The sequence below is a fragment of the Micromonospora sicca genome, from assembly GCF_003172935.1.
Taxonomy (GTDB): Bacteria; Actinomycetota; Actinomycetes; order Mycobacteriales; family Micromonosporaceae; genus Micromonospora; species Micromonospora sicca.
This window is the reverse complement of the sequence record NZ_QGKS01000211.1, coordinates 1-18,295: the sequence shown is the minus strand read 5'-3', so window position 1 is coordinate 18,295 and position 18,295 is coordinate 1. Positions and strand designations below refer to the sequence as shown.

The 18,295-nt window shown below is 68.6% G+C and carries 18 protein-coding genes and 1 tRNA gene; 13 read left to right on the top strand and 6 right to left on the bottom strand.

The annotated features are described in order from the left end of the window. Nucleotides 1-85: 85 nt before the first annotated feature. The 4 genes from DKT69_RS14025 (at nt 86) to DKT69_RS14010 (ending at nt 4,553) form a co-directional block, all read left to right on the top strand. Nucleotides 86-775, top strand: coding sequence for a hypothetical protein (locus tag DKT69_RS14025; protein WP_146231075.1), 690 nt, complete (start codon nt 86-88; stop codon nt 773-775). Continuing rightward, nucleotides 772-1,881, top strand: a complete 1,110-nt coding sequence (locus DKT69_RS14020; RefSeq protein WP_109802007.1) for an XRE family transcriptional regulator — start codon at nt 772-774, stop codon at nt 1,879-1,881. Before DKT69_RS14025 ends, DKT69_RS14020 begins: the two co-directional genes overlap by 4 nt. Before the next feature lie 270 nt (nt 1,882-2,151). Further along, a complete protein-coding gene (locus DKT69_RS14015) occupies nt 2,152-2,880 on the top strand; it encodes a TIGR02391 family protein (protein WP_109802006.1) in 729 nt (242 codons plus the stop codon). 146 nt (nt 2,881-3,026) lie between these two features. Next, nucleotides 3,027-4,553 carry an AlbA family DNA-binding domain-containing protein gene (locus DKT69_RS14010; RefSeq protein ID WP_146231074.1) on the top strand — a complete coding sequence of 509 codons (1,527 nt, stop codon included), beginning with the start codon at nt 3,027-3,029 and terminating at the stop codon, nt 4,551-4,553. 114 nt (nt 4,554-4,667) lie between these two features. Here the strand turns inward: DKT69_RS14010 and DKT69_RS14005 are convergent, their stop codons facing one another. The 4 genes from DKT69_RS14005 to DKT69_RS13990 form a co-directional block, all read right to left on the bottom strand. After that, nucleotides 4,668-5,339: a 2'-5' RNA ligase family protein gene (locus DKT69_RS14005; RefSeq protein WP_109802004.1), complete on the bottom strand. Its 672-nt coding sequence runs from the start codon at nt 5,337-5,339 to the stop codon at nt 4,668-4,670. Next, the gene (locus tag DKT69_RS14000; RefSeq protein ID WP_109802003.1) at nt 5,336-6,676 is read right to left on the bottom strand and encodes a helix-turn-helix domain-containing protein; all 1,341 of its coding nucleotides are present in this window, start codon (nt 6,674-6,676) and stop codon (nt 5,336-5,338) included. The genes DKT69_RS14005 and DKT69_RS14000 overlap by 4 nt, the downstream gene beginning before the upstream one ends. 259 nt (nt 6,677-6,935) lie before the next feature. After that, nucleotides 6,936-7,865, bottom strand: a complete 930-nt coding sequence (locus DKT69_RS13995; protein ID WP_109802002.1) for a phosphotransferase — start codon at nt 7,863-7,865, stop codon at nt 6,936-6,938. Further along, the gene (locus DKT69_RS13990; protein ID WP_109802001.1) at nt 7,862-8,449 is read right to left on the bottom strand and encodes an HD domain-containing protein; all 588 of its coding nucleotides are present in this window, start codon (nt 8,447-8,449) and stop codon (nt 7,862-7,864) included. Before DKT69_RS13990 ends, DKT69_RS13995 begins: the two co-directional genes overlap by 4 nt. A gap of 36 nt (nt 8,450-8,485) precedes the next feature. On the opposite strand from DKT69_RS13990, the gene DKT69_RS13985 reads away from it, so the two are divergent. Next, nucleotides 8,486-8,932 (top strand): hypothetical protein, encoded by a 447-nt coding sequence (locus tag DKT69_RS13985; protein WP_109802000.1) that lies wholly within the window; start codon nt 8,486-8,488, stop codon nt 8,930-8,932. Here the strand turns inward: DKT69_RS13985 and DKT69_RS13980 are convergent. After that, complete coding sequence (locus tag DKT69_RS13980; protein WP_109801999.1) at nt 8,922-9,533, bottom strand: hypothetical protein; 612 nt, start codon at nt 9,531-9,533, stop codon at nt 8,922-8,924. The two genes, DKT69_RS13985 and DKT69_RS13980, sit on opposite strands and share 11 nt — an antisense overlap. A gap of 474 nt (nt 9,534-10,007) precedes the next feature. On the opposite strand from DKT69_RS13980, the gene DKT69_RS13975 reads away from it, so the two are divergent. From DKT69_RS13975 to DKT69_RS13945, 7 genes are all read left to right on the top strand, one after another. Continuing rightward, nucleotides 10,008-11,414, top strand: coding sequence for an APC family permease (locus DKT69_RS13975; protein ID WP_109801998.1), 1,407 nt, complete (start codon nt 10,008-10,010; stop codon nt 11,412-11,414). A gap of 5 nt (nt 11,415-11,419) precedes the next feature. Then, nucleotides 11,420-12,424: an acetamidase/formamidase family protein gene (locus DKT69_RS13970; protein WP_438361836.1), complete on the top strand. Its 1,005-nt coding sequence runs from the start codon at nt 11,420-11,422 to the stop codon at nt 12,422-12,424. Nucleotides 12,425-12,433: 9 nt separating this feature from the next. Then, complete coding sequence (locus DKT69_RS13965; RefSeq protein ID WP_109801996.1) at nt 12,434-13,117, top strand: GOLPH3/VPS74 family protein; 684 nt, start codon at nt 12,434-12,436, stop codon at nt 13,115-13,117. 30 nt (nt 13,118-13,147) lie between these two features. Continuing rightward, complete coding sequence (locus DKT69_RS13960; protein ID WP_109801995.1) at nt 13,148-13,777, top strand: GNAT family N-acetyltransferase; 630 nt, start codon at nt 13,148-13,150, stop codon at nt 13,775-13,777. Nucleotides 13,778-14,011: 234 nt separating this feature from the next. Further along, a complete protein-coding gene (locus tag DKT69_RS13955) occupies nt 14,012-14,527 on the top strand; it encodes a hypothetical protein (protein ID WP_109801994.1) in 516 nt (171 codons plus the stop codon). A 779-nt stretch (nt 14,528-15,306) separates the two neighbouring features. Beyond that, nucleotides 15,307-15,579: a hypothetical protein gene (locus DKT69_RS13950; protein WP_109801993.1), complete on the top strand. Its 273-nt coding sequence runs from the start codon at nt 15,307-15,309 to the stop codon at nt 15,577-15,579. Then, on the top strand, nt 15,576-17,258 hold the full coding sequence (locus DKT69_RS13945) for a recombinase family protein (protein WP_109801992.1): 1,683 nt from the start codon (nt 15,576-15,578) through the stop codon (nt 17,256-17,258). The genes DKT69_RS13950 and DKT69_RS13945 overlap by 4 nt, the downstream gene beginning before the upstream one ends. Here DKT69_RS13945 and DKT69_RS13940 read toward each other — a convergent pair. After that, nucleotides 17,240-17,323, bottom strand: a tRNA-Leu gene (locus DKT69_RS13940). The two genes, DKT69_RS13945 and DKT69_RS13940, sit on opposite strands and share 19 nt — an antisense overlap. A 243-nt stretch (nt 17,324-17,566) precedes the next feature. Between DKT69_RS13940 and DKT69_RS13935 the strand changes: the two genes are divergently transcribed. After that, nucleotides 17,567-18,295 (top strand): tetratricopeptide repeat protein (locus DKT69_RS13935; RefSeq protein WP_201749661.1); only part of this gene is annotated, 729 nt, incomplete at its 3' end.

Sequence of the window (18,295 nt, the reverse complement as noted above, 5' to 3'; positions counted from 1 at the left end):
CCACGGCAGCCTGAGGGCTGCGGGGGCGCCGCGCCAGCACTTGACTTCCGCAACATCAACAGCCGCTGCTGCTATGTTTCCGTTCGTGGACCATCTGAGCGAAGCCGTCGCCACCCTCGACGAGGGCGGCGTCCTCACCCCCCTGGCGGACCTGATTCGGCAGGTGTACCGGCGGGCGGCCGACCGGCACGAGCCCGAGTTGGGCGACGACGCGATGAGCTTTGGGACCACGGTCTGGCGGAACCTCACGAACCTGGGTGCGGCGCAGTCCGCCGGGGTCGACGCGCGAATTGAGGACAACTCCCTGGAGATCCTCTGCGCGGGCTACATCGTGCGGCTGTACTCCCTGCAAGGCGGCACCGGCGCGAGCGTGGAGTCGATCCGTTGGGAGGGCAGCGAGGCCCGGCTCGGCGGCGCCGTGGAGAACAGCCGGCACGGCCAGCTCGCCCTCGATGACGAGGAGCAGTTCCCCGACGCCTTCGCCGGGGTGGTTCCCCGCAAGCGGCACGTGCGCATCGCACACGCGGGCGACATCGACACCGGGGAAGCCGTGGCCTACCTCGGGCTGCCGCGGGACAACCGCGACGGCGGGTCGCCCTGGTTCCAGGTGCAGCTCTGGTTCGGACAGCCGGCCCCAGCCGTCCTGCACGTCGTCAACGACAGTCGAATGAACGACGCCCTGCGGCTCCCCGGCGAGATGCCGATACCCGAACTCGACGTGCAGGTCCGCCCGCAGCGGCGCGGCGCGGGCGCCTCGCTGTCAGCGCTGGCGTGAGGGCGGCCGGCAGCCGGGGCGAAGCTCCGGCGCTGGCGGTGGCGGCGTTCCAGCCGCACGCCCTGACGCTCGCGCGACGGTGGCGCCGGATGCGCAAGAAGGAACTGGCTCAGCAGGTTGGTGTAACGGCAGCCGCGGTGAGCCAGTACGAGCTGGGGCAGTCGCGGCCGTCGCCCGCGGTACTAGCCCGCCTCGCCCTCGCCCTCGCCACGCCGGTCCAGTTCTTCGCCGCCGGCTTCCCCGCCCCCGCCATGGCAGGCCAGCCCCACTTCCGCAGCCTACGTACCACCACTCAGGCCGAGCGGGACCAGGCCCTCGCCTTCGGGGAGATCGCCTGGCGGGTCGTCGACGTCATGGAACGACACCTCCATCTGCCCGAGCTGCAGCTGCCCTCGGTGGACCTACCCGAGGACGCCGACAGCCGCGACGTCGAGGTCGCAGCTCTCGCCGCGCGCCACGCCTGCGGCCTGGGCGACGAGTCTGTGCCGCACATGGTCCGCCTGCTCGAAGCACGGGGCGTCGTGGTACTCACCCTGCCCGACGTCTCCGACCAGGTCGACGCCTTCTCCCACTGGTACGGGAGGCGACCGTTCGTCTTCGTCAACCCGAGCAAGAACGACAAGGCCCGCTCCCGGATGGACGCCGCCCACGAGCTGGCGCACCTGCTGCTGCACCACGACGCCGAACCCGGCAGCCAGATCCTCGAGCGGCAGGCCACCGCCTTCGGCTCAGAGTTCCTCGCGCCGAGCAGCCGCCTGCGCGACGAGCTGCCAGGCCGGCTCGACTTCGAGCGCCTGCAGCAGATGAAAGGGCGGTGGGGCCTGTCGCTCAAGGCGCTCGTCTACCGGGGGCATGCCATGGGCATCTACCGTGACCACACCTATCGGCGGGCGATGACCATGCTCGCCGACTGGGGGTACCCGGAGCCTGGCGATCTGGGGCCTCGCGAACAGCCGTCCCTGCTGGGCAAGGCCGCAAGTCTCCTGGCCGAGCAGCAGTGCAGCGCCGAAACCGTCGCGGCCCAGGCGGGGATGTCGACGGACCTGCTGCGCGTCGTACTGTCGGCAGGCTCGGACAGGGCGGAGCGCGTGACCATTCAGGGCTAGCGGGCGCCGGCAGTCCCAAGCGACACCGGGGTGGAGTTCACACACCACTGGGCGACGAGGTGGCTGCACACCAGCGAAGGGCCGTGGCAAGCCGGCCGATGACTAACGGCGAGACACCCCACGCCTCCGAGACACCTCACGCCTCAGCCGATGGGCGCGACACCCGGCCGCCTGCGGCTTGACGCCCCGCAGCGCTAACCTGGATAAGCCGATCACGGTAGAGATGGAACGGAGTTGTCCTCTCTGCCGGGTGTCGGTACTTTCGCCGAGGTGCAGATCACATACACCCCACCGGCGTCGGTGGAAGAGGCCCTGAACCTGCCGGTCGACCGCCTGGCTCTTGTCCTGCTGAAGCGATTCGCCGCAAGCACCGGTGGACTCTTCCTGCGCAACAGCATGATCCAGGGCGCGAAGCAGGCGTACGCGGCGAACCGGGTCAGCGATTACGCGGAGGCGCTACGCGCCCTCGGGGAGGCGTTCGACTGGCTGCGCGCGCATGGACTGCTGGCGGCCGACCCGGAGCAGAGCTCCGAGCAGTGCTACATCACCCGGCGCGGCCGGGAGGTCCTCGACGCATCTGACGGGCCCGCTCTCGTTCATGCCGAGCAGCGGCTGAACGTGGACCTGCATCCGCGGATCGCGGCCACGGTGCGCACCCAGTTCCTGCTCGGCGAGTACGAGCTGGCGGCCTTTGCGACGTTGCGCGAGGTGGAGATCCGCGTGCGGGAACTTGCCGGTGCCAGTGACTCCGACATCGGCGTCAAGCTGATGCAGCAGGCATTCGGCAGTCAAGGGCCGCTCGCTGACCCTGCCCTCGACCCCGGCGAGCGCGACGCGCTGGGCGCCCTGTTCGCCGGGGCCATCGGCGTGTTCAAGAACCCCAGCTCGCACCGACAGGTCGAGTACGCCGATCCCACCGTCGCCTCCGAGGTCGTGCTCTTCGGCGATCTCCTGCTGCGTATGCTCGACCGCACCGCCGTCCGGCTCGGCCGGGCCTGATCAGAGCGGCGCAGCGCGCCGACGCGCTCCGGCAGTTGGCTGAACGGACAGCATGAGACCACGACGCCGCAACAGGCATCCATCCGGATGAACGACACGACACCGGCGACTCCCGGCGGTGCTCAGCTTCCCGACGAGGAGGGATCGTGGCAGCGGTAGTGGAGCCTGTGCTGACGGAGGAAAAACTCCGGTCACTGCTGGCCGAGGGCTGCGAGCAGTCCTGCCTGGACTTCAAAACCATGTGCGATCTCAGCCACACCTACGACGTGGTCGCGCTGGTCAAAGACATCGCGGCGATGCTCGGCAACGACCAGGGCGGCTACATCATCATCGGGGCCGCCGACGACGGCACCCCAGTGACCGGCCTGACCCGACGACACCTCGAACTGTTCGACGAATCCCGCCTCCGCGTCAAGATCGCAAAATACATCACGGAACCGCTCGAGTTCGGCGTCGCCCGGCACACAATCGACGGGTGCCCGATGGTGCTGCTCTACGTCGCGGCCAGCCCCCGCGGGTTCCACATCTTCACGCGCAACGGCGAGTACGAGATCGACGACCCGCAGGCCAAGGGCGGCAAACGCAAGGGGTTCGAGTTCCGCAGGGGCGAGGTGTACGTCCGGCGGGGAACCTCGAGCGTGGTGTGGGAACCCGCCGATCGTGAGCGCCTCATCGCAGCGATCGTCGAACGGCAGAAAGAACAGTGGCGTGCCGAGTACCGCGACGAGATGACCGCACTGATCAACGTCCGGCTCGCTGCGCACAACTTGCAACAACTGCCAGCCGCCGCGATGACCTGGCGGCTCGACGCCGGCGCCTTCGACGAGCTGGCGCTGGAACTGATGCGCCGCCATGACGACATCCCCCTGCGCCGCGCCTTACTGCAAGCGATCATCGACGCGGCCGAGATCCCATCGTCCGATCTGGCGGAGCTCGGTACCCTGCTGAACCGAATGACGAGTATCGCCGCGCTCGCCCTGACCTACCGGCAAGACCACTGGTTCACCGAGGCGGTCACCGCGCTGGTGCGCATCTACGAATCGCCCGCACCAACGGCCGACCAGCTCAGCGCACTCCAGCGGCGGCTGCTCATCGCCGCCCACGCCTACGCGCTGGGCGCGCAGGCGGTCCGCGCCAAGGACTGGACCGCGGTCCGGACGCTCGCCGACCGGAAGCCCCAGGGCCCCGAGTTCGACTACTACCGCAACTGGCTGCGCCACGCCATCCTCCACGCCTCCCGTGCCAACCTCCTCGACCAGCCCAACGTCGACATCATCGGCCGGGCGCACAACGTCATCCGTGAATCCCCGGCCCTGCACACCGACGCGCCCTCAGACTCCGACCGACTGCTCGACAGCCTCTGCCGCTTCGACGCACTGACCGGCATCGTCTTCCTCACCGACCCCGACGGCTCCGGCAGCCCCAGCTACCACCCGAACTTCGCGCGGTACCGCCACCACCGAACGGAGCCGATCTTCGTCGCCCTCGTCGGCGACCCGGTGATGCGTCAACAGCTCGTCGGCGGCAATGACCAGCGATTCGCCGACGCGATGATCACGATCGATGCGATGGCCCGACAGGCCGGATTCCGCTACGACGGCTGGGAAGGCTTCGCCTACACCAACAACCCAGCCGTTATGACCTACCTCGCTCAGCACGCCACGAACCCATAACCGCGTGCGTGATCAGTTCGGCGCCGGCAGTTGATTGGTGGTGCGGCCGATGAGACGAGCTGGGATGGTGGTGCACAACGTCGCCCGTCCGATTAGCGTAGCCCGGCGCCATGCTCACCGGGCACTGCCGAGGCGGATGGTGGCTACGGTATCCCACTGGTAGACGCGATCGTCCCGTCGCAGAGCGATGAGCGGGACTTCGGTGATCCTGACCGTCACGGGCGGAAGGTCCCGGGCTGCCGCCAGGCGCGCGCGGATCGGCTCGGTGGAAACCGGGGCGCCGCTGTAGGCGATCGTCACGTGCGGGCGGAAACCATCGGCAGCCTCGGGCACGGTCGTCCAGACGGACTCAATGGCGTCGCGAATCGTATGGCGCAATTCCTCGGCCGCATGCCAGGGTGTAACGAGGAGTCCGATGCCTTCGGCGTCCGGGTCGACGGGTCCGAGGGTCAGTTCGACCGGTGTGAGAGCCGCGCACCGACGGCGTGCTTCTTCGATGATTCTGGCCAGGTCTTGTTGATGGACCTCGTCGGTGAAGCCGAGTCCCTGCATGGTGAGGTGCAAGCCGTCGAGCGGTACCGGGTCAAGACCGGGAAGGGCGAGTTCCTTCTGCAGGTTGGTGACGAGTTCGTGCAGCGCGGTCTTGCCTTCGAAGGTCACGTGCCAGGTGTAGAAGCTGCGGTCGGGCCCCCAGCCCGGGCGCCAGTACCAGTGTTCAACGAGTTCGGGTAAGCGGTGGTAGGCGTCCCATCGTTGCTGAAGGCTGTCGCGTTCCCGGCTGGTCATGGTGGCGATGGTAAGGCCGGCGGCGTCTGCTGTGCCGGGCGGCCGCGCTCCACGATGAGGTCCGCGACGTGACGCACCTCGGGCAGGGCGGCGAACGGTTGGGCTATCGCCAGGAACTGGCGGGCTCGCTGCCGGACCGATTCGAAGCGCTGATCCGCAGTAAGGGTCATCGCCTCGACGGCCAAGGTGCACGCCCTCTCGACCTCGGGCCGGTCTTGCTGAAGTGAGGCGGTAGCCAGATCGAGACGGCTGAGGGCTTGGGGTCCTCGGAGCGCGGCTTGGTCGAAGGCGTCCAACGCGTGGATCAGATATCCGGTGACATTCTGCAAAGCGCCGATGGTGAGGTAGGCGGTCGCAGCGTTGGCGGACGTCCTGGCATGACAGTAGGAACCGGTGGTCAGACTCGCGCTGACTTCCACATCGGATGGACGAGCATTCAGCACGGTGAACGCGCGCTCCACGGCCTCGTCAACGCCGTAGCGGTCGCCGAGGCGGGCCAGCGCCCTGGCTTCTCCGTTGACGGCGAGGCGGATGCTGTGCGGCCCACTCGGTGAGCGCCGGGCGCCGTCCTGGGCGTAGGCGAGTGCGTCGTGGTACGCGCCGGCGTAGTAGGCGATCAGGCTCTGCACCGCCCTCGCCCAGGCCTGTACGTCAGGCTGTCCCCCGGCATCCGCAAGCTCGAAGGCCTCGGCGCTGTAAGCGTGCGCTGGCCGGAAGGCACCCACGTCGAGTGCGACTGCCCCGAGCAGCCCGGACAGATAGGAAGCGAGCGTGTACAGCCGGGCTCGTTGCGGGGGATGCTGCCGACCCGTCAGGAGGTGGTCGACGTGGTCTCGTAGCTGACGCACCCGCGGCATCAGGATGGCGGGTGGGCATCGCTCGTTGTCCGCAATGGCGCGCAGGACCGCATCCTCGAGGTAGCTCAACTTGGCGTCGTCCGCGTTCGTGGAGGAGCTGCGTAGGCGGCGCTCGTAGATAGCGTCCACCTCTTCCAGAGCGCCTCCGGCCGACAGGTCCGGCCTTTGCGCTGGCCCAGCGATCGACGGTGCGCCGGTCGATTTTGACCTGGCTCGTACCCGTTGTCGGTTGCGTCGCCTCAGCGCATCTGCATGCTCATAGCCGGCAACGAGCGCTCCGCCGGCGCCAAGGACGTCGTCTACCCGACGCCAGAATCCGCGGTCGGCATGCTGGCTGCCGACCTCGATGTTGGCGATACTGCTACGGGTGTAACAGACGAGCGGGGCCAAGCTCTGCTGAGTGTGACCGGCCCCCTGTCGCCATCCGGCCAGTTGTCGACCGAGCTCCCGCCAGGCCGCCTGGACGTCCTCCTTGATCACCTCATCCTCCCGCGCCCCGCCGAATCACATCGATATTGGACCGCACATCTTCCCGCCGGACGGTCGTGTCGATGTCAAGGAATTGTCAGAGCCGTGCAGCGATCATTCCGACGACCATCTCGCCTCACCCGTATGCGACGCGGCCACCCAGTGTTCGTCAGTCGTCGTCACGTCTGCGGACACGGCAGCACGCGCTGACCACATCGTCGGCGTCCACGCCGCCCTTTCGGGACGATTCCCTGGTCTATCAAATCGTGGATTACGACGACGTCAAGAGCGTGACGGCACCGGTGAGCTGGCGACGGATGATGGAGCGGTGCGCGTCGTCTGTCATGCGGCCGTGGTGCCTGGCGGCGGCGTGGGCGAGGAACCAGTGCGCGGCCCAGATGCGGTGCCAGCCCAGTGCCCACTGGTCTGCGGGAAGCCCGCCGCGACAACTCGCCGCATCTGGGTGGGCGCCGACGTGAATGTAGGCATGGATTAGTCGGTTCAGGCTCTGGGGCTTGGCAGGAGCACGGGTGCCGAACCAGGTGGCCAGGTCCAGCAGGCCTGGACCGTTGAATGCCTTGGCGACGTCGAGGAGCCGCGTGCCGTCGGTACCGACGTGCAGGGATGTCGGGTGGAACTCGCCGTGGCATACGCCGAAAGGCGGTCGCTCGGCGCCGACCGCTCGGGTCCTGGCGAGGGGGGCCAGGCGCTGTAGGGCTCGCTTGATGTCCTTTGCGTTGAGGAAGCGACCCTCGCGTTGCAAGGCGGCGAGCGCGGCCAGCCCCCGTTCGGGCAAGCTCGTCAATGCTTCCTCGTCGAAGGTATCGAGGTACGCGAGGGACGGGATGGCGTGAAGCCGTACGGCCGCGGTCGCTGCGTCGTTTTCGGTCGCGAGCCGCAGGGGTACGCCAAGGTCTTCTGTCAGCATGCCGAGCGTGTGGTCGCGCACTGCCCAGGCTTTTACTGCTACGACTGGGATGCCGTGACCGGCGAGGTTGATCAGGATGTCGGCTTCGGTCGTGAATGGCGTCACCGCGAACTTGAAGATCATACTGGCGCCGTTCGACAGGTGGAGTCGTTCGACTCCTGACAGTTCCCAGATTCTGATGACTTCTGAAGCTGTCATCGTCGAGCCGGTCTCAGCGAGCAGATGCTGACGGAGGACGTCGACAGTGGGTCGAGTCCACTGGGTCGTACTCATCGGGCCACCCTTGGAGGCAGCTTGGACTCGACCTGGTCGAGCAAGTTCAGAACTACGTCTAGCGCCGCGGACATGCCCACGGGCGTGTGGGCTCGGGCGGCTTGGCTGTATTCCCGGAAGTACGGAAGCAGGGCGACGAGCCGTGACCGCCTGGAGAAGAACTCGGTGACGTCACCACTGGCGCGGGCACGACGCAGTTGCGAGGTGAGGGCGACGATCTTGTCGGCTGTCGAGGCGAGCACGACGGCTAGGTCCTCGACGACAACTGGCGGATTGGGCTGGTCAAGCGCTTGATGCTCGGCTTGCAACGCGGCGATGATCCGAGGCACTTCGGGGCCGTATGCCTCGGTCAGCGTCCGGTACAGCTCCTCGTGCGACGGCACGAAATCGGGCACATCGTGAAGAAGAGCCGCGGCGATCAGGTCGGGTGCCGGGGCGGGGATGTGTTCGCCGATGGTGACGGCGACGCGAACGGCGTGTGCGAGGGCGGGCCGGTCGTCGATGGTGTGGCCGGCGCACCAGCGTTGGGCATCTCGCAGCGCCTGGTTGACGAGCCGGGGGCGTGGATGGGATAAGACGGTCATACCCGGATACCTCCTGGTTGTCGTAGCATCGATGCCGTGACGGGTCCGCGGCCGGAGTGGTGTGAGCAGACCTGCGCGGTGTGCCCGGCGCAGGAGCTGGGGCCAGGCCAGTTCGACGTAGTGGACCGACCTGGCCCCGAGTTCGCCTACAACAAGGACATCGGGTGGCGTGTCGCCCCGTCCGGCACCGCGGTGTGTGTGCACCCCTACCGGGTCGGGTTGCCTCCCGGCCGCTACGCCTCCGCCGGCGAGCCTCTTCCGGTGGAGTCAGCTCGGCCGGCGCCGACCGCTGCCGCCCTTGAGCTGCCTACCGAGCTGGTCGACCTTGAAGGCTGGCTGGTAGCGGTGTTGCGTAACGCTGACCCGGACGGCATCTTCACCGCTGTGGCGCGCGCGGAGCGGCTCGCCGGCGGACGGTTCGACCCCCGGCAGGTCGTGGCCGCGATGCGCCGGGTCCTGTCGGTGGAACTCGCTAACCGCTGACCGACACGGCACCGGCCGGTGAGATAGGCGCGTCGAAGTCGAAGTCGTGGCTGCGGCCGTCGCGCCCCAGCCCGGCCTGCTGGTAGTACGCGTTCAGCACCGCCAGGCGGCGGGACACTTCGGCGGAGTCGAGCCAGTACCGCAGCGGCTGCTCGCCCCAGCCGGCGGCGGCGTAGTAGGCGTCGGTGATGCACCCGCGGGTGTAGGTGAACTCCTCGAGCTCGGTGGCGTGCGGGAAGACGACCTGCAGGTCGGCCTGCATGCGGGACATGAGGGTGAACTGGGCCAGCACCGCGTGGATCATCTCGTCGACCGGTGCCGGCACGAGCAGCTCGGCGGCCTGCTCGTCGCCGCCGGCGAGCTCGAACACCGCGGCCTTGAGCGCTAGGACGCGCAGGGCCTCGGTCAGCAGCGGTCCGGCGTCGCGCTCCAGGGACCAGCGGCTGATGGACGGGTAGCCGGTGAACGTGGCCCAGCAGCTGGAGTACTTCATCGAAGAGCTGTGCAGCCGGTCGTGCGCCGGGTGCTCCTTCATCCGGTCGAGGATCTCGGCGGCGCGCTGGCCGACCGCCGCACACTCTGGCATGGTCGTCGAGGTCATGGCCCTTCCCTTCTGGTGACAGCGCTGGCGCCTTCGCGCCCGCTGGTGTGGATCACCGACTCCGTTGCCTCGGCACGACGCAGGGCGGTGACGCAATCAAGGGGACACCGCCGCTAAGTGTGTCGATAAGGGTTGTCGGTGGGTTCCGACAATCCAGCGACATCCATGCCAGGAAGCGACCTGCGCTCGCCTGAGGCGGTCTGAGGCGTCAGGCGCGGTCCTCCCGGAATTGAACAGGGGGTCCTGCGGCTCAACGTCCCGGCCCTCTGCAGGGGCGTTCGGTCGGACTCGCATTCGTGTCAGCGGACTGTCGTGATCTGCGGCGCGCTCTTACCGACATCGGCGCAGGTCCCATTGGGTGGTGTCGTAGCCGCCGTCAGGACGTCGTCCTGGTTGGTGCAGCCGAATCACCTTCGGTTCCGGCTCATGACCGGCACATGTCCCCTTGCAGCGTCATTGAAGAGAGGTTCGTTGATGTACGACCCTGACGAGCTGTTGCGATACGGCTATCAGCAGGAGCTGAGCCGGCAACTGCGGTTCCGCGACCTGATGGCGTACGGCTTGGTCTACATGGTGCCGATCGCGCCGATGGCGATCTTCGGCAGCGTGTACGCCGCCTCCGGCGGGATGGTGGCCCTGGCCTACGCGATCGGCGTGGCCGCGCTGGTGTTCACGGCCTTCTCCTACGCCCAGATGGTCAAGGCGTTCCCCATGTCGGGCAGCGTCTACAACTACGCTGGCCGTGGCGTCCATCCGGCGGTCGGCTTCCTCGCCGGCTGGGTGATCCTCCTCGACTACGTCCTGGTGCCCGGGCTGCTGTACCTGGTTGCGTCGGTGGCGATGCACGCGACCGTGCCGTCGATGCCGCTCTGGGTGTGGCTGCTCGGGTTCGTCGCCGTCAACACGGTGGTCAACTCGGTCGGGATCCGGCTGACGGCGGCGGTCACCCGGGTGATGCTCGTCGGCGAGCTGATCATCCTGGCGATCTTCCTCGTCGTGGCCGTAGCGGCGCTGGCATCCGGGCAGGGCAGCTTCAGCTGGGACGCGTTTTACAACTCCGGCACCTTCACCTGGTCGCTCATCGCCGGGGCGGTGTCGGTGGCGGTGTTGTCGTTTCTCGGCTTCGACGGCATCAGCATGCTCGCCGAGGAGACCCGGGACGGTTCCCGGCAGGTCGGACGGGCGATGGCCGCCGTTCTCGTCCTCGCCGGGGTGCTGTTCATCGCCCAGACGTGGCTGGCCGCGATGCTGGTTCCCGACCCTGCCCGTCTCCTCGCCGATGGCGATCGGAACGGCACTGCCTTCTACGACGCGGCTGGCGCCGCTGGCGGGGGCTGGCTGGCCACGCTGTGCGCGGTCGCAACCGCGATCGCGTGGGGGCTGCCGAACTCGATGGTCGCGCAGGTCGCCACCAGCCGTCTGCTGTACGCGATGGCCCGTGACCGGCAGCTACCAGGCTTCCTGGCGAAGGTGTCTCTGCGGCGGAGCGTCCCGATCAACGCCACTCTGCTCACCGGCGCGGTGTCCCTCACCCTCGGCCTGTACGTGGCCACCCGCGCCGACGGCATCACCCTGCTGTCGTCGCTGATCAACTTCGGGGCGATGGTGGCCTTCCTGGTCCTACACGTCTCTGTCGTCGTGCACCACCTCATCCGCCGCCGAAGCCGCAACTGGTGGGCCCATCTCGTCATGCCGGCGGTGGGATTCGTGATCCTCGCCTACGTGGTGGTCAACGCCAACATCGCCGCCCAGCGTCTGGGCCTGGCATGGCTCGCCCTCGGCGTGCTCGTCCTCGCCGGCCTGTATGCCACCGGCCGCCGGCCGGTGCTGTCCGGGCTGGCGCCGGTTCAGCCGCTGCAGCGTGGCGTGGAGCGGGTGTGAGCGAGATGGACAAGATCGTGTATCGGCCGGTCCGCGACGAGCTGGCCTACACCTTCGGCGGCCGCATGCCGGTGGCGCACCTGCGCTCCGGTGACGTGCTGCAGGTCTTCACCGAGGACTGCTTCGGCGGCCTGGTCCGCGGGCCGGCGGACCTGCCCTCGCAGGTATGCCGCATGCCCTACCTCAACCCGGTGTCGGGGCCGTTCTTCGTCGAAGACGCTGAGCCCGGCGACACCCTCGCCGTCCACATCGTCTCCATCGTCCCCGCCCGAGACTGGGGAATCTCGACGACCTTCCCCCACTTCGGGGCGCTGACCTCCACCACGCACACCGCCACCCTCCATCCGCCCCTCGAGGAGCGGGTATGGGTGTACCGGTTCGACCGACAGGCGGGCGCGGTGCGGTTCGAAGCGACGGACAGCGACCACACCATCGACCTGCCACTCGACCCGATGATCGGCACGATCGGCATCGCCCCCGGCGGATTCGAAGCCCGCTCCACCATCGTCGGTGACACCCACGGCGGCAACCTCGACACCCCGCAACTCCGCGCCGGCACCACCCTCTACCTCGGGGTCAACGTGCACGGGGCGATGCTCGCCCTCGGCGACGCCCACGCCCGCCAAGGCGAAGGCGAAGCCTGCGGAGCCGGCATCGAGATCGCCGCCACCACCACCCTCATCGTCGACGTCATCAAAGGCGAACCCACACCGTGGCCGCGGCTGGAAACCGACACGTCGATCATGTCCGTGGGATGCGCCCGACCCCTCGAAGACGCCTACCGCATCGCCCACCACGACCTCGTCACCTGGACCAGCACACTCACCGGACTGAACGTCCTGGACACCTACCAGCTTGTCTCCCAGATCGGACGGGCACCCATCGGCAACGTCTGCGACCCGAACTACACCGTGCTCGCCGCAGCCGACAAAGCGCTACTGCCCGCAGCCGGCACCCCGTATGGCGGGATGCACGAGCGGTTGCGGCAACTCGCCGCCAGACAGCAGTAGGGGCAGCCGATGAACCTCCCACTCCCCCGCCTGCCCCTGCGCGACGAGCTCTATCTCCTCGGCCACCACGACGACACCGGCGAACTCCACCTGCACCGGCAGGCCCTCGCCCTCGGCCTCGGCGGCGCGGTACTGATCGACCTGTTCCTCGCCGGACGGATCCACCTGGGCCCGCACGACGGCGCCCGCCCTCGCACCGACCAGCGCATCCGCCTGCACACCGACAAGCCGGTCGGCGACCTCATTACCGACGCCGCCCTCTCCTCCATCCGACACACCGCCCCACCACTGAAGATGTGGCTTCGAACCTCCTCCAGCGACATGTACGACCGCACCCGCGCCGGACTCGTCGCCGCCGGCATCCTGCGCCAGCACAGCCGACGACGCCTCGGCGGCCTCATCCGCGCCGACACCTACCAGGCCACCGACAGCAAATGGGCGGTCGTCGCCCGATCCCGGCTGCGCTACCTCGTCGCTGGCCGGGAACAACCCGACAACCACACCGCCGCCCTCGCCGGCCTCACCGCAGTCCTGGGCCTAGCCGAACACCTCTACCTCGACCACGACACCGCCACTGTCACTGTCACCAAGCAGCTGACAACAATCGCCGACCAGCACTACCAGGCGGTACGGGACATCACCACCGCCGTCGACGCCGCCATCGGCGATCTCGCCACCGCCGCCTACCGCTGACCTCGCGCCACGACAAAGGACCTCCGCCACGTGCCCGCCCTGCCCCGTATCCGCGCCGCCCGCTGGACCGACAAACGCGCCGTCGCCACCCTCACCGCCGACGCCCTCCACACCGAACCGCTCGGCGCCTGGCTCGTACCCGACGAACATCAACGCAGGCGCATCCTCACCGACGTCCTAGAAATCTGGGTGGAGCACGCCCTGTTCTTCGGCGAAGTCCACGTCATCGGCGACCTCTCCGCGGCGGCGGTGAGCTTCCACCGCTACCGCCCCATCCCGCCACCGACCGCCTACCGACAACGCCTCACCGAGGCCACCGGGCCCGACACCGAAGCCTTCGACATCCTCGAGGTGTACCTGCACAGCAACCGGCCCGCCACACCGCACCACCACCTCGCGTTCCTCGCCGTCTCGCCAGAGCACCGTCGCAGAGGGCGGGGCGACGCGCTACTCGCCCATCACCGCCAACGACTGGACCTCACAGGCCTGCCCTCGATGGCGCAGGTCACTACGACCAACCGTGGTCTGTACCTTCGCCACGGCTACCTCCCTCAGCCTGAAGTGATCTCGCCTGGCGGCATAAGGCTGCTCCCGTTGGTCCGACCAAGCCCATCGCTGAGCGGTATCTCAACCCCTGGCAGTCCAGAGCGGGGCGTGTGAATCGGGCGAGTGGCAGCAGCCCGCCGGCGTCCAAGACGAACAGTGCGAACATCTTGGTGCGGACCGACGGTCCTCGTCAGGGCCATGCCGCCATTCGGTCTGTCCGGGCCAAGTGAAGGTGGCCAAGTCCACGCGAGTTGGCCAGCGGGGTGGCCAGTGTCCACGCGCAGGTGGCCAGTCGCGGTTGCCTGTCCGCGGTGGACCCGTCGACTTCCCAATGCGATGATCGTATGGATGGACGTCGCCGTGGTCCGCTCGAACATCCGGAGCGTTGTCGGGCTCGCGGGTGTCGCGCTGGTGCTCACGGCTGTCGTGCGCCTGGTCCCGCACGACACACACGATTCGGCGCGGGCGTGGCAGCCGCCCGGAGGCTACGTCGTCGCAGACACGGTATCCGTGGGCGGTGACCGCACGCTGCGGCTCTGGACCGGGCCGGCCGGCTGGTACGTCGAAAGCCTCGCGGCCGGCAGGCACGAGGGAAGTGTCGGCGCCTCCGGCGGCGGCGACCAATTCACGGTCAGCGAGATCCTCGGCGGGTTCGTCGGCAACGTGCCAGTGGCCGGTACCCGCGCAGTATCGGTCCGACCTCACGGCGGCGTCGCTATGCACGCCGATGTCCACGACGGGATGTTCGTCCTGCCTGCGCACGTGGCCGGAGCAACCGAGCCGGCGCTTCTCGTCACACCGATCGACGCCGCCGGAAAACCGCTCGCCGCCGAGACATCCGTGTCAATCGCTGGCCGCATTTGAGGCACCACGCCAGGGTCCCGGGCCGCACATGGAGATCCGGCCGACGTTAGCACCGGTGCAGGTAAGGCAGGGATTGAAAGTTCCTTCGGTCCTCGGCGCGCAACGAAAGCGCCAAGTTGACCCGGACGGGGCTGGGCCCGTCGTCCGTGCCAGCTTGTCCCGCCGCTGGTCGTGGAACCGCGTGAGTGCCACGTTGAGCCGGACCGGACACGGTCCTGGGCCGCTGCTCCCAATCTGCTCCCAAAGTAAGCCGTCGAAACCGCAAAGCCCGTTACCGGCTACTCCGGCAACGGGCTTCTGACCTGCGAATATTTATGGTGGGCGATACTGGGATCGAACCAGTGACCTCTTCGGTGTGAAGAAAGTGCTCTCCACAGCATTGCTAGTTCACCCAGGCTCGCAGCAGCAAGCCCCGCCATCAAGCAGCGCTCGCCCATGTCGAGGCTGCCAAGGGACATGACAACCGCAGAGATGTAACGCCCGCCCTGCTCAACCAGCGGCCGGTGCCCGACGGCACCGGCCGCTTCTTCATGCCCGCCGGAGCAACCGGCACACGACCAACTCTCGGAGGACCGCTCCATGACAACCCACCCATCCGCCACGGCGCGAGTCGCCGACGCATCGAGCTACAGCGCCACCACCCCGCCCGCTCACAATGCCGATGCTGCCATCGCCCTCCAGTCCGCCCTCTTTCGCGTCGGGGTCGCGGAGGCCAAGGAGCGAACGATGCACGCCCACCGGCGCGTGTCTCGGCCGGGCCAACCGCCGGACGGAGGCGCATGACGCTGCCGCCCGATGACCAACATCAGCAACGCAAGGAGCCCGATCCGGCAACGGCCGCGGCACCGGGCAAGCGACTTGACCAGGCCAGCGAAGACAACGGTTCATGGACGGTCGACAACGCCGATGGCCGCGCAACGAACGGGTTCACCAACGTGGTGGCTCCCGGCCAGCCACCCGATCTGCACCCCGGCGCAGCTGCCGCCCTGCTGAAGCTGCTCAGACGCGTCAACGACCGCCGCACGGACAACTCGAACGAGGAGAACCGATGACCACCCCTCAACCGAAACCCTTCGCCTTCTACGGCCGCGTGTCGACCGAGGACAACCAGGACCCCGAATCGTCCCGGAGCTGGCAACTCACCCGGGCGACTACCCTGATCCAGCCCCACGGCGGCCGCATCGTCACCGAATACTTCGACGTCGGCCAGAGCCGATCCCTGCCGTGGCAACGCCGAACCCAGGCCAACCAACTCCTCGCCGCGCTGCGCAACCCACGGCGCGGGTTTTCCGCCGTCGTCGTTGGCGAACCCCACCGGGCCTTCTACGGCAACCAGTTCGGTCTCACGGTGCCGCTGTTCGCCCACTACGGCGTCGAACTTTGGGTGCCGGAGATCGGCGGCCCCATCGATCCCGACAATGAGGCTCACGAACTGGTCATGTCCGTCTTCGGCGGCATGAGCAAGGGCGAACGCAACCGAATCAAGCTCCGGGTCCGCACCGCCATGGCCGCCCAAACTCTGCTCGAAGGCCGGTACCTTGGCGGACGCCCCCCATACGGCTACACGCTCCGGGATCTCGGTCCCCACCCCAACCCCGCCAAGGCCAGTGACGGCAAACGCCTCAAGGGCCTCACGCCGGACGAGCAGACTGCGCCAATCGTCAGGCGGATCTTCGCCGAGTTCCTCGCCGGTATCGGACTCTTCGCCATCGCCGAGGGACTCACCGCCAATCACGTGCCCTGCCCATCGGCGCACGACCGGGCCCGCAACCGGCACCGCAGTGGCATCGCTTGGTCCAAGAGCGCCATCCGCGTCATCCTCACCAACCCCCGCTACACCGGGCGGCAGGTATGGAACAAGCAACGCACCGACGAGGTGCTGCTCGACGTCGACGACGTAGCAATGGGCCACACCGGCGTCATGCGCTGGAACGCCCGCGACAAGTGGGTGGTCTCCAAGGAAGTCACCCACGAACCGCTCATCGACGACGCGACCTTCGAACAAACCCAAGCGATCCTGCAACGACGCGGACGGGGAACCGGCGGCCAACACGTCAAGCAGCGCACCCGCAACCCGTACGTCTTCCGCGGCCTGATCTACTGCGCCGCCTGCGACCGGCGCATGCAGGGCCAGTACAACCACGGGGCCGCCTACTACCGCTGCCGCTTCCCCCAGGAGTACGCCCTCGCCAACCAGGTCGAACATCCAAGCAACGTGTACCTGCGCGAGGACGCCCTCACCGACCCGCTCGACACCTGGCTGGCCTCCGCCTTCACACCCCACCGGCTCCAACAGACGATCACCGCGATGACCGACGCCCAGCCCCTGGAGCATCCACCCGCGCTTGCCACGGCAGCCCAGGCGATCATCACGGACTGCGACACCAAGCTGGAGCGGTACCGCGCCGCCCTCGACGCCGGTGCAGACCCCACGGTGGTCACCGGCTGGATCACCCAGACCCAGGCCGAACGCGCTCGAGCCGAAGCTGATCTTCACACGCAGCCGGGCACCGGCCCGCGCCGGATGAGCCGAACGGAGATCTCGAACCTCGTGCGAGCGCTCGGCGACATCGCCGGCGTGCTTCGCGACGCCGACTCCGCCGACAAGGCCGAGGTCTACCGGCAACTCGACCTGCGACTCACTTACGAGGCTGAAACGCAAACGGTGCGCGCTGCAGTCGATCTCAGCGCGCACCGTGGGGTAATGGTTTGTGTCCGAGGGGGGACTTGAACCCCCACGCCCTATACGGGCACTAGCACCTCAAGCTAGCGCGTCTGCCATTCCGCCACCCGGACCTGCTCGTCCAGCCTACCCTGTCGGCCGCAGTGACCTCGTCACCCGTCGGCCGCCCCGGTGGGCCGCACGGGGCATTACTGTACACGGCTGGGATGGATCATGCACATCGCCGCCCGCCACGCTCCGGCGACGGAGATTTGCGCAGCTCAGGGCGTCGGATCGCGGACCTCACGGACGGCCTGGTCCCAGGATGCGTCGGGGTGGGTAGCGTCCGAGCCCCGATTACCGGCAGCATGACTCACGTGTCCCACCCCTCCCCCCTGACCGCCGCTCAACACCAGTCCCTCGCCCTGCGCTCGGCCGGTGACCTGGCCAGCGCCCGCCGCCTGCTCACCGACGCGATCGTGACGGCCCGACCGACGTACGGGGAGGACCACCCCGAGGTGCTGGGCAGCGCCCACCTGCTGGCCCGGCTGCACCGGGAGGCGGACGACCCGGCCGCGGCCCGCCGGGTGCTGGAGGAGGCGTACGCGGCCGGCGAGCGCCGCCGTGGGGACGCCGATCCGCTGATGTTGGCGCTCAGCTTCGACCTGGCCGGGGTGGCGGAGGAGTTGGGCAACCGGCACGAGGCCCGCCGCAATTACACCCGCGTCGCCACCGCCGGGCCCGCGGTGCTCGGCCCCGAACACCCGGCGGTACGCGCGGCCCGCAGCTACCTCGGCGGCTCCGCCGCCGCTCCCGCCGGCCCACTCCCCGATCCGGCGGCGCTCGCCGGGCCAACGATGTCGCTGCCGGCTGTACCCGCACCACGGGCACCGCAGGCCCCGCCGCCTCCGCCGGTCCCCGGCGCGCCGCGGCCTGGTCCGCCCGCGCCGGCCGTACCCGGGTCGGAGTGGGCGCCGCAGCCCGCGCCGCCGCATTTCGGGGTGCCGCAGTCCGGGGTGCCGCAGCCGGCCCGGCCCGGCCCGGCGCCGGCGCACCCGTACCGGGCGTCGTCGGGGTGGGCGCCGCCACCGGCCGCCGGACCGGGC

Coding starts and splice junctions, on each gene's coding strand:
- DKT69_RS14005 (WP_109802004.1), bottom strand. CDS start 5,339: ATGACCAGCCGGGAACGCGACAGCCTTCAGCAACGATGGGACGCCTAC.
- DKT69_RS13995 (WP_109802002.1), bottom strand. CDS start 7,865: ATGAGTACGACCCAGTGGACTCGACCCACTGTCGACGTCCTCCGTCAG.
- DKT69_RS13990 (WP_109802001.1), bottom strand. CDS start 8,449: ATGACCGTCTTATCCCATCCACGCCCCCGGCTCGTCAACCAGGCGCTG.
- DKT69_RS13980 (WP_109801999.1), bottom strand. CDS start 9,533: ATGACCTCGACGACCATGCCAGAGTGTGCGGCGGTCGGCCAGCGCGCC.
- DKT69_RS13975 (WP_109801998.1), top strand. CDS start 10,008: ATGTACGACCCTGACGAGCTGTTGCGATACGGCTATCAGCAGGAGCTG.
- DKT69_RS13970 (WP_438361836.1), top strand. CDS start 11,420: ATGGACAAGATCGTGTATCGGCCGGTCCGCGACGAGCTGGCCTACACC.
- DKT69_RS13965 (WP_109801996.1), top strand. CDS start 12,434: ATGAACCTCCCACTCCCCCGCCTGCCCCTGCGCGACGAGCTCTATCTC.
- DKT69_RS13955 (WP_109801994.1), top strand. CDS start 14,012: ATGGACGTCGCCGTGGTCCGCTCGAACATCCGGAGCGTTGTCGGGCTC.
- DKT69_RS13950 (WP_109801993.1), top strand. CDS start 15,307: ATGACGCTGCCGCCCGATGACCAACATCAGCAACGCAAGGAGCCCGAT.
- DKT69_RS13945 (WP_109801992.1), top strand. CDS start 15,576: ATGACCACCCCTCAACCGAAACCCTTCGCCTTCTACGGCCGCGTGTCG.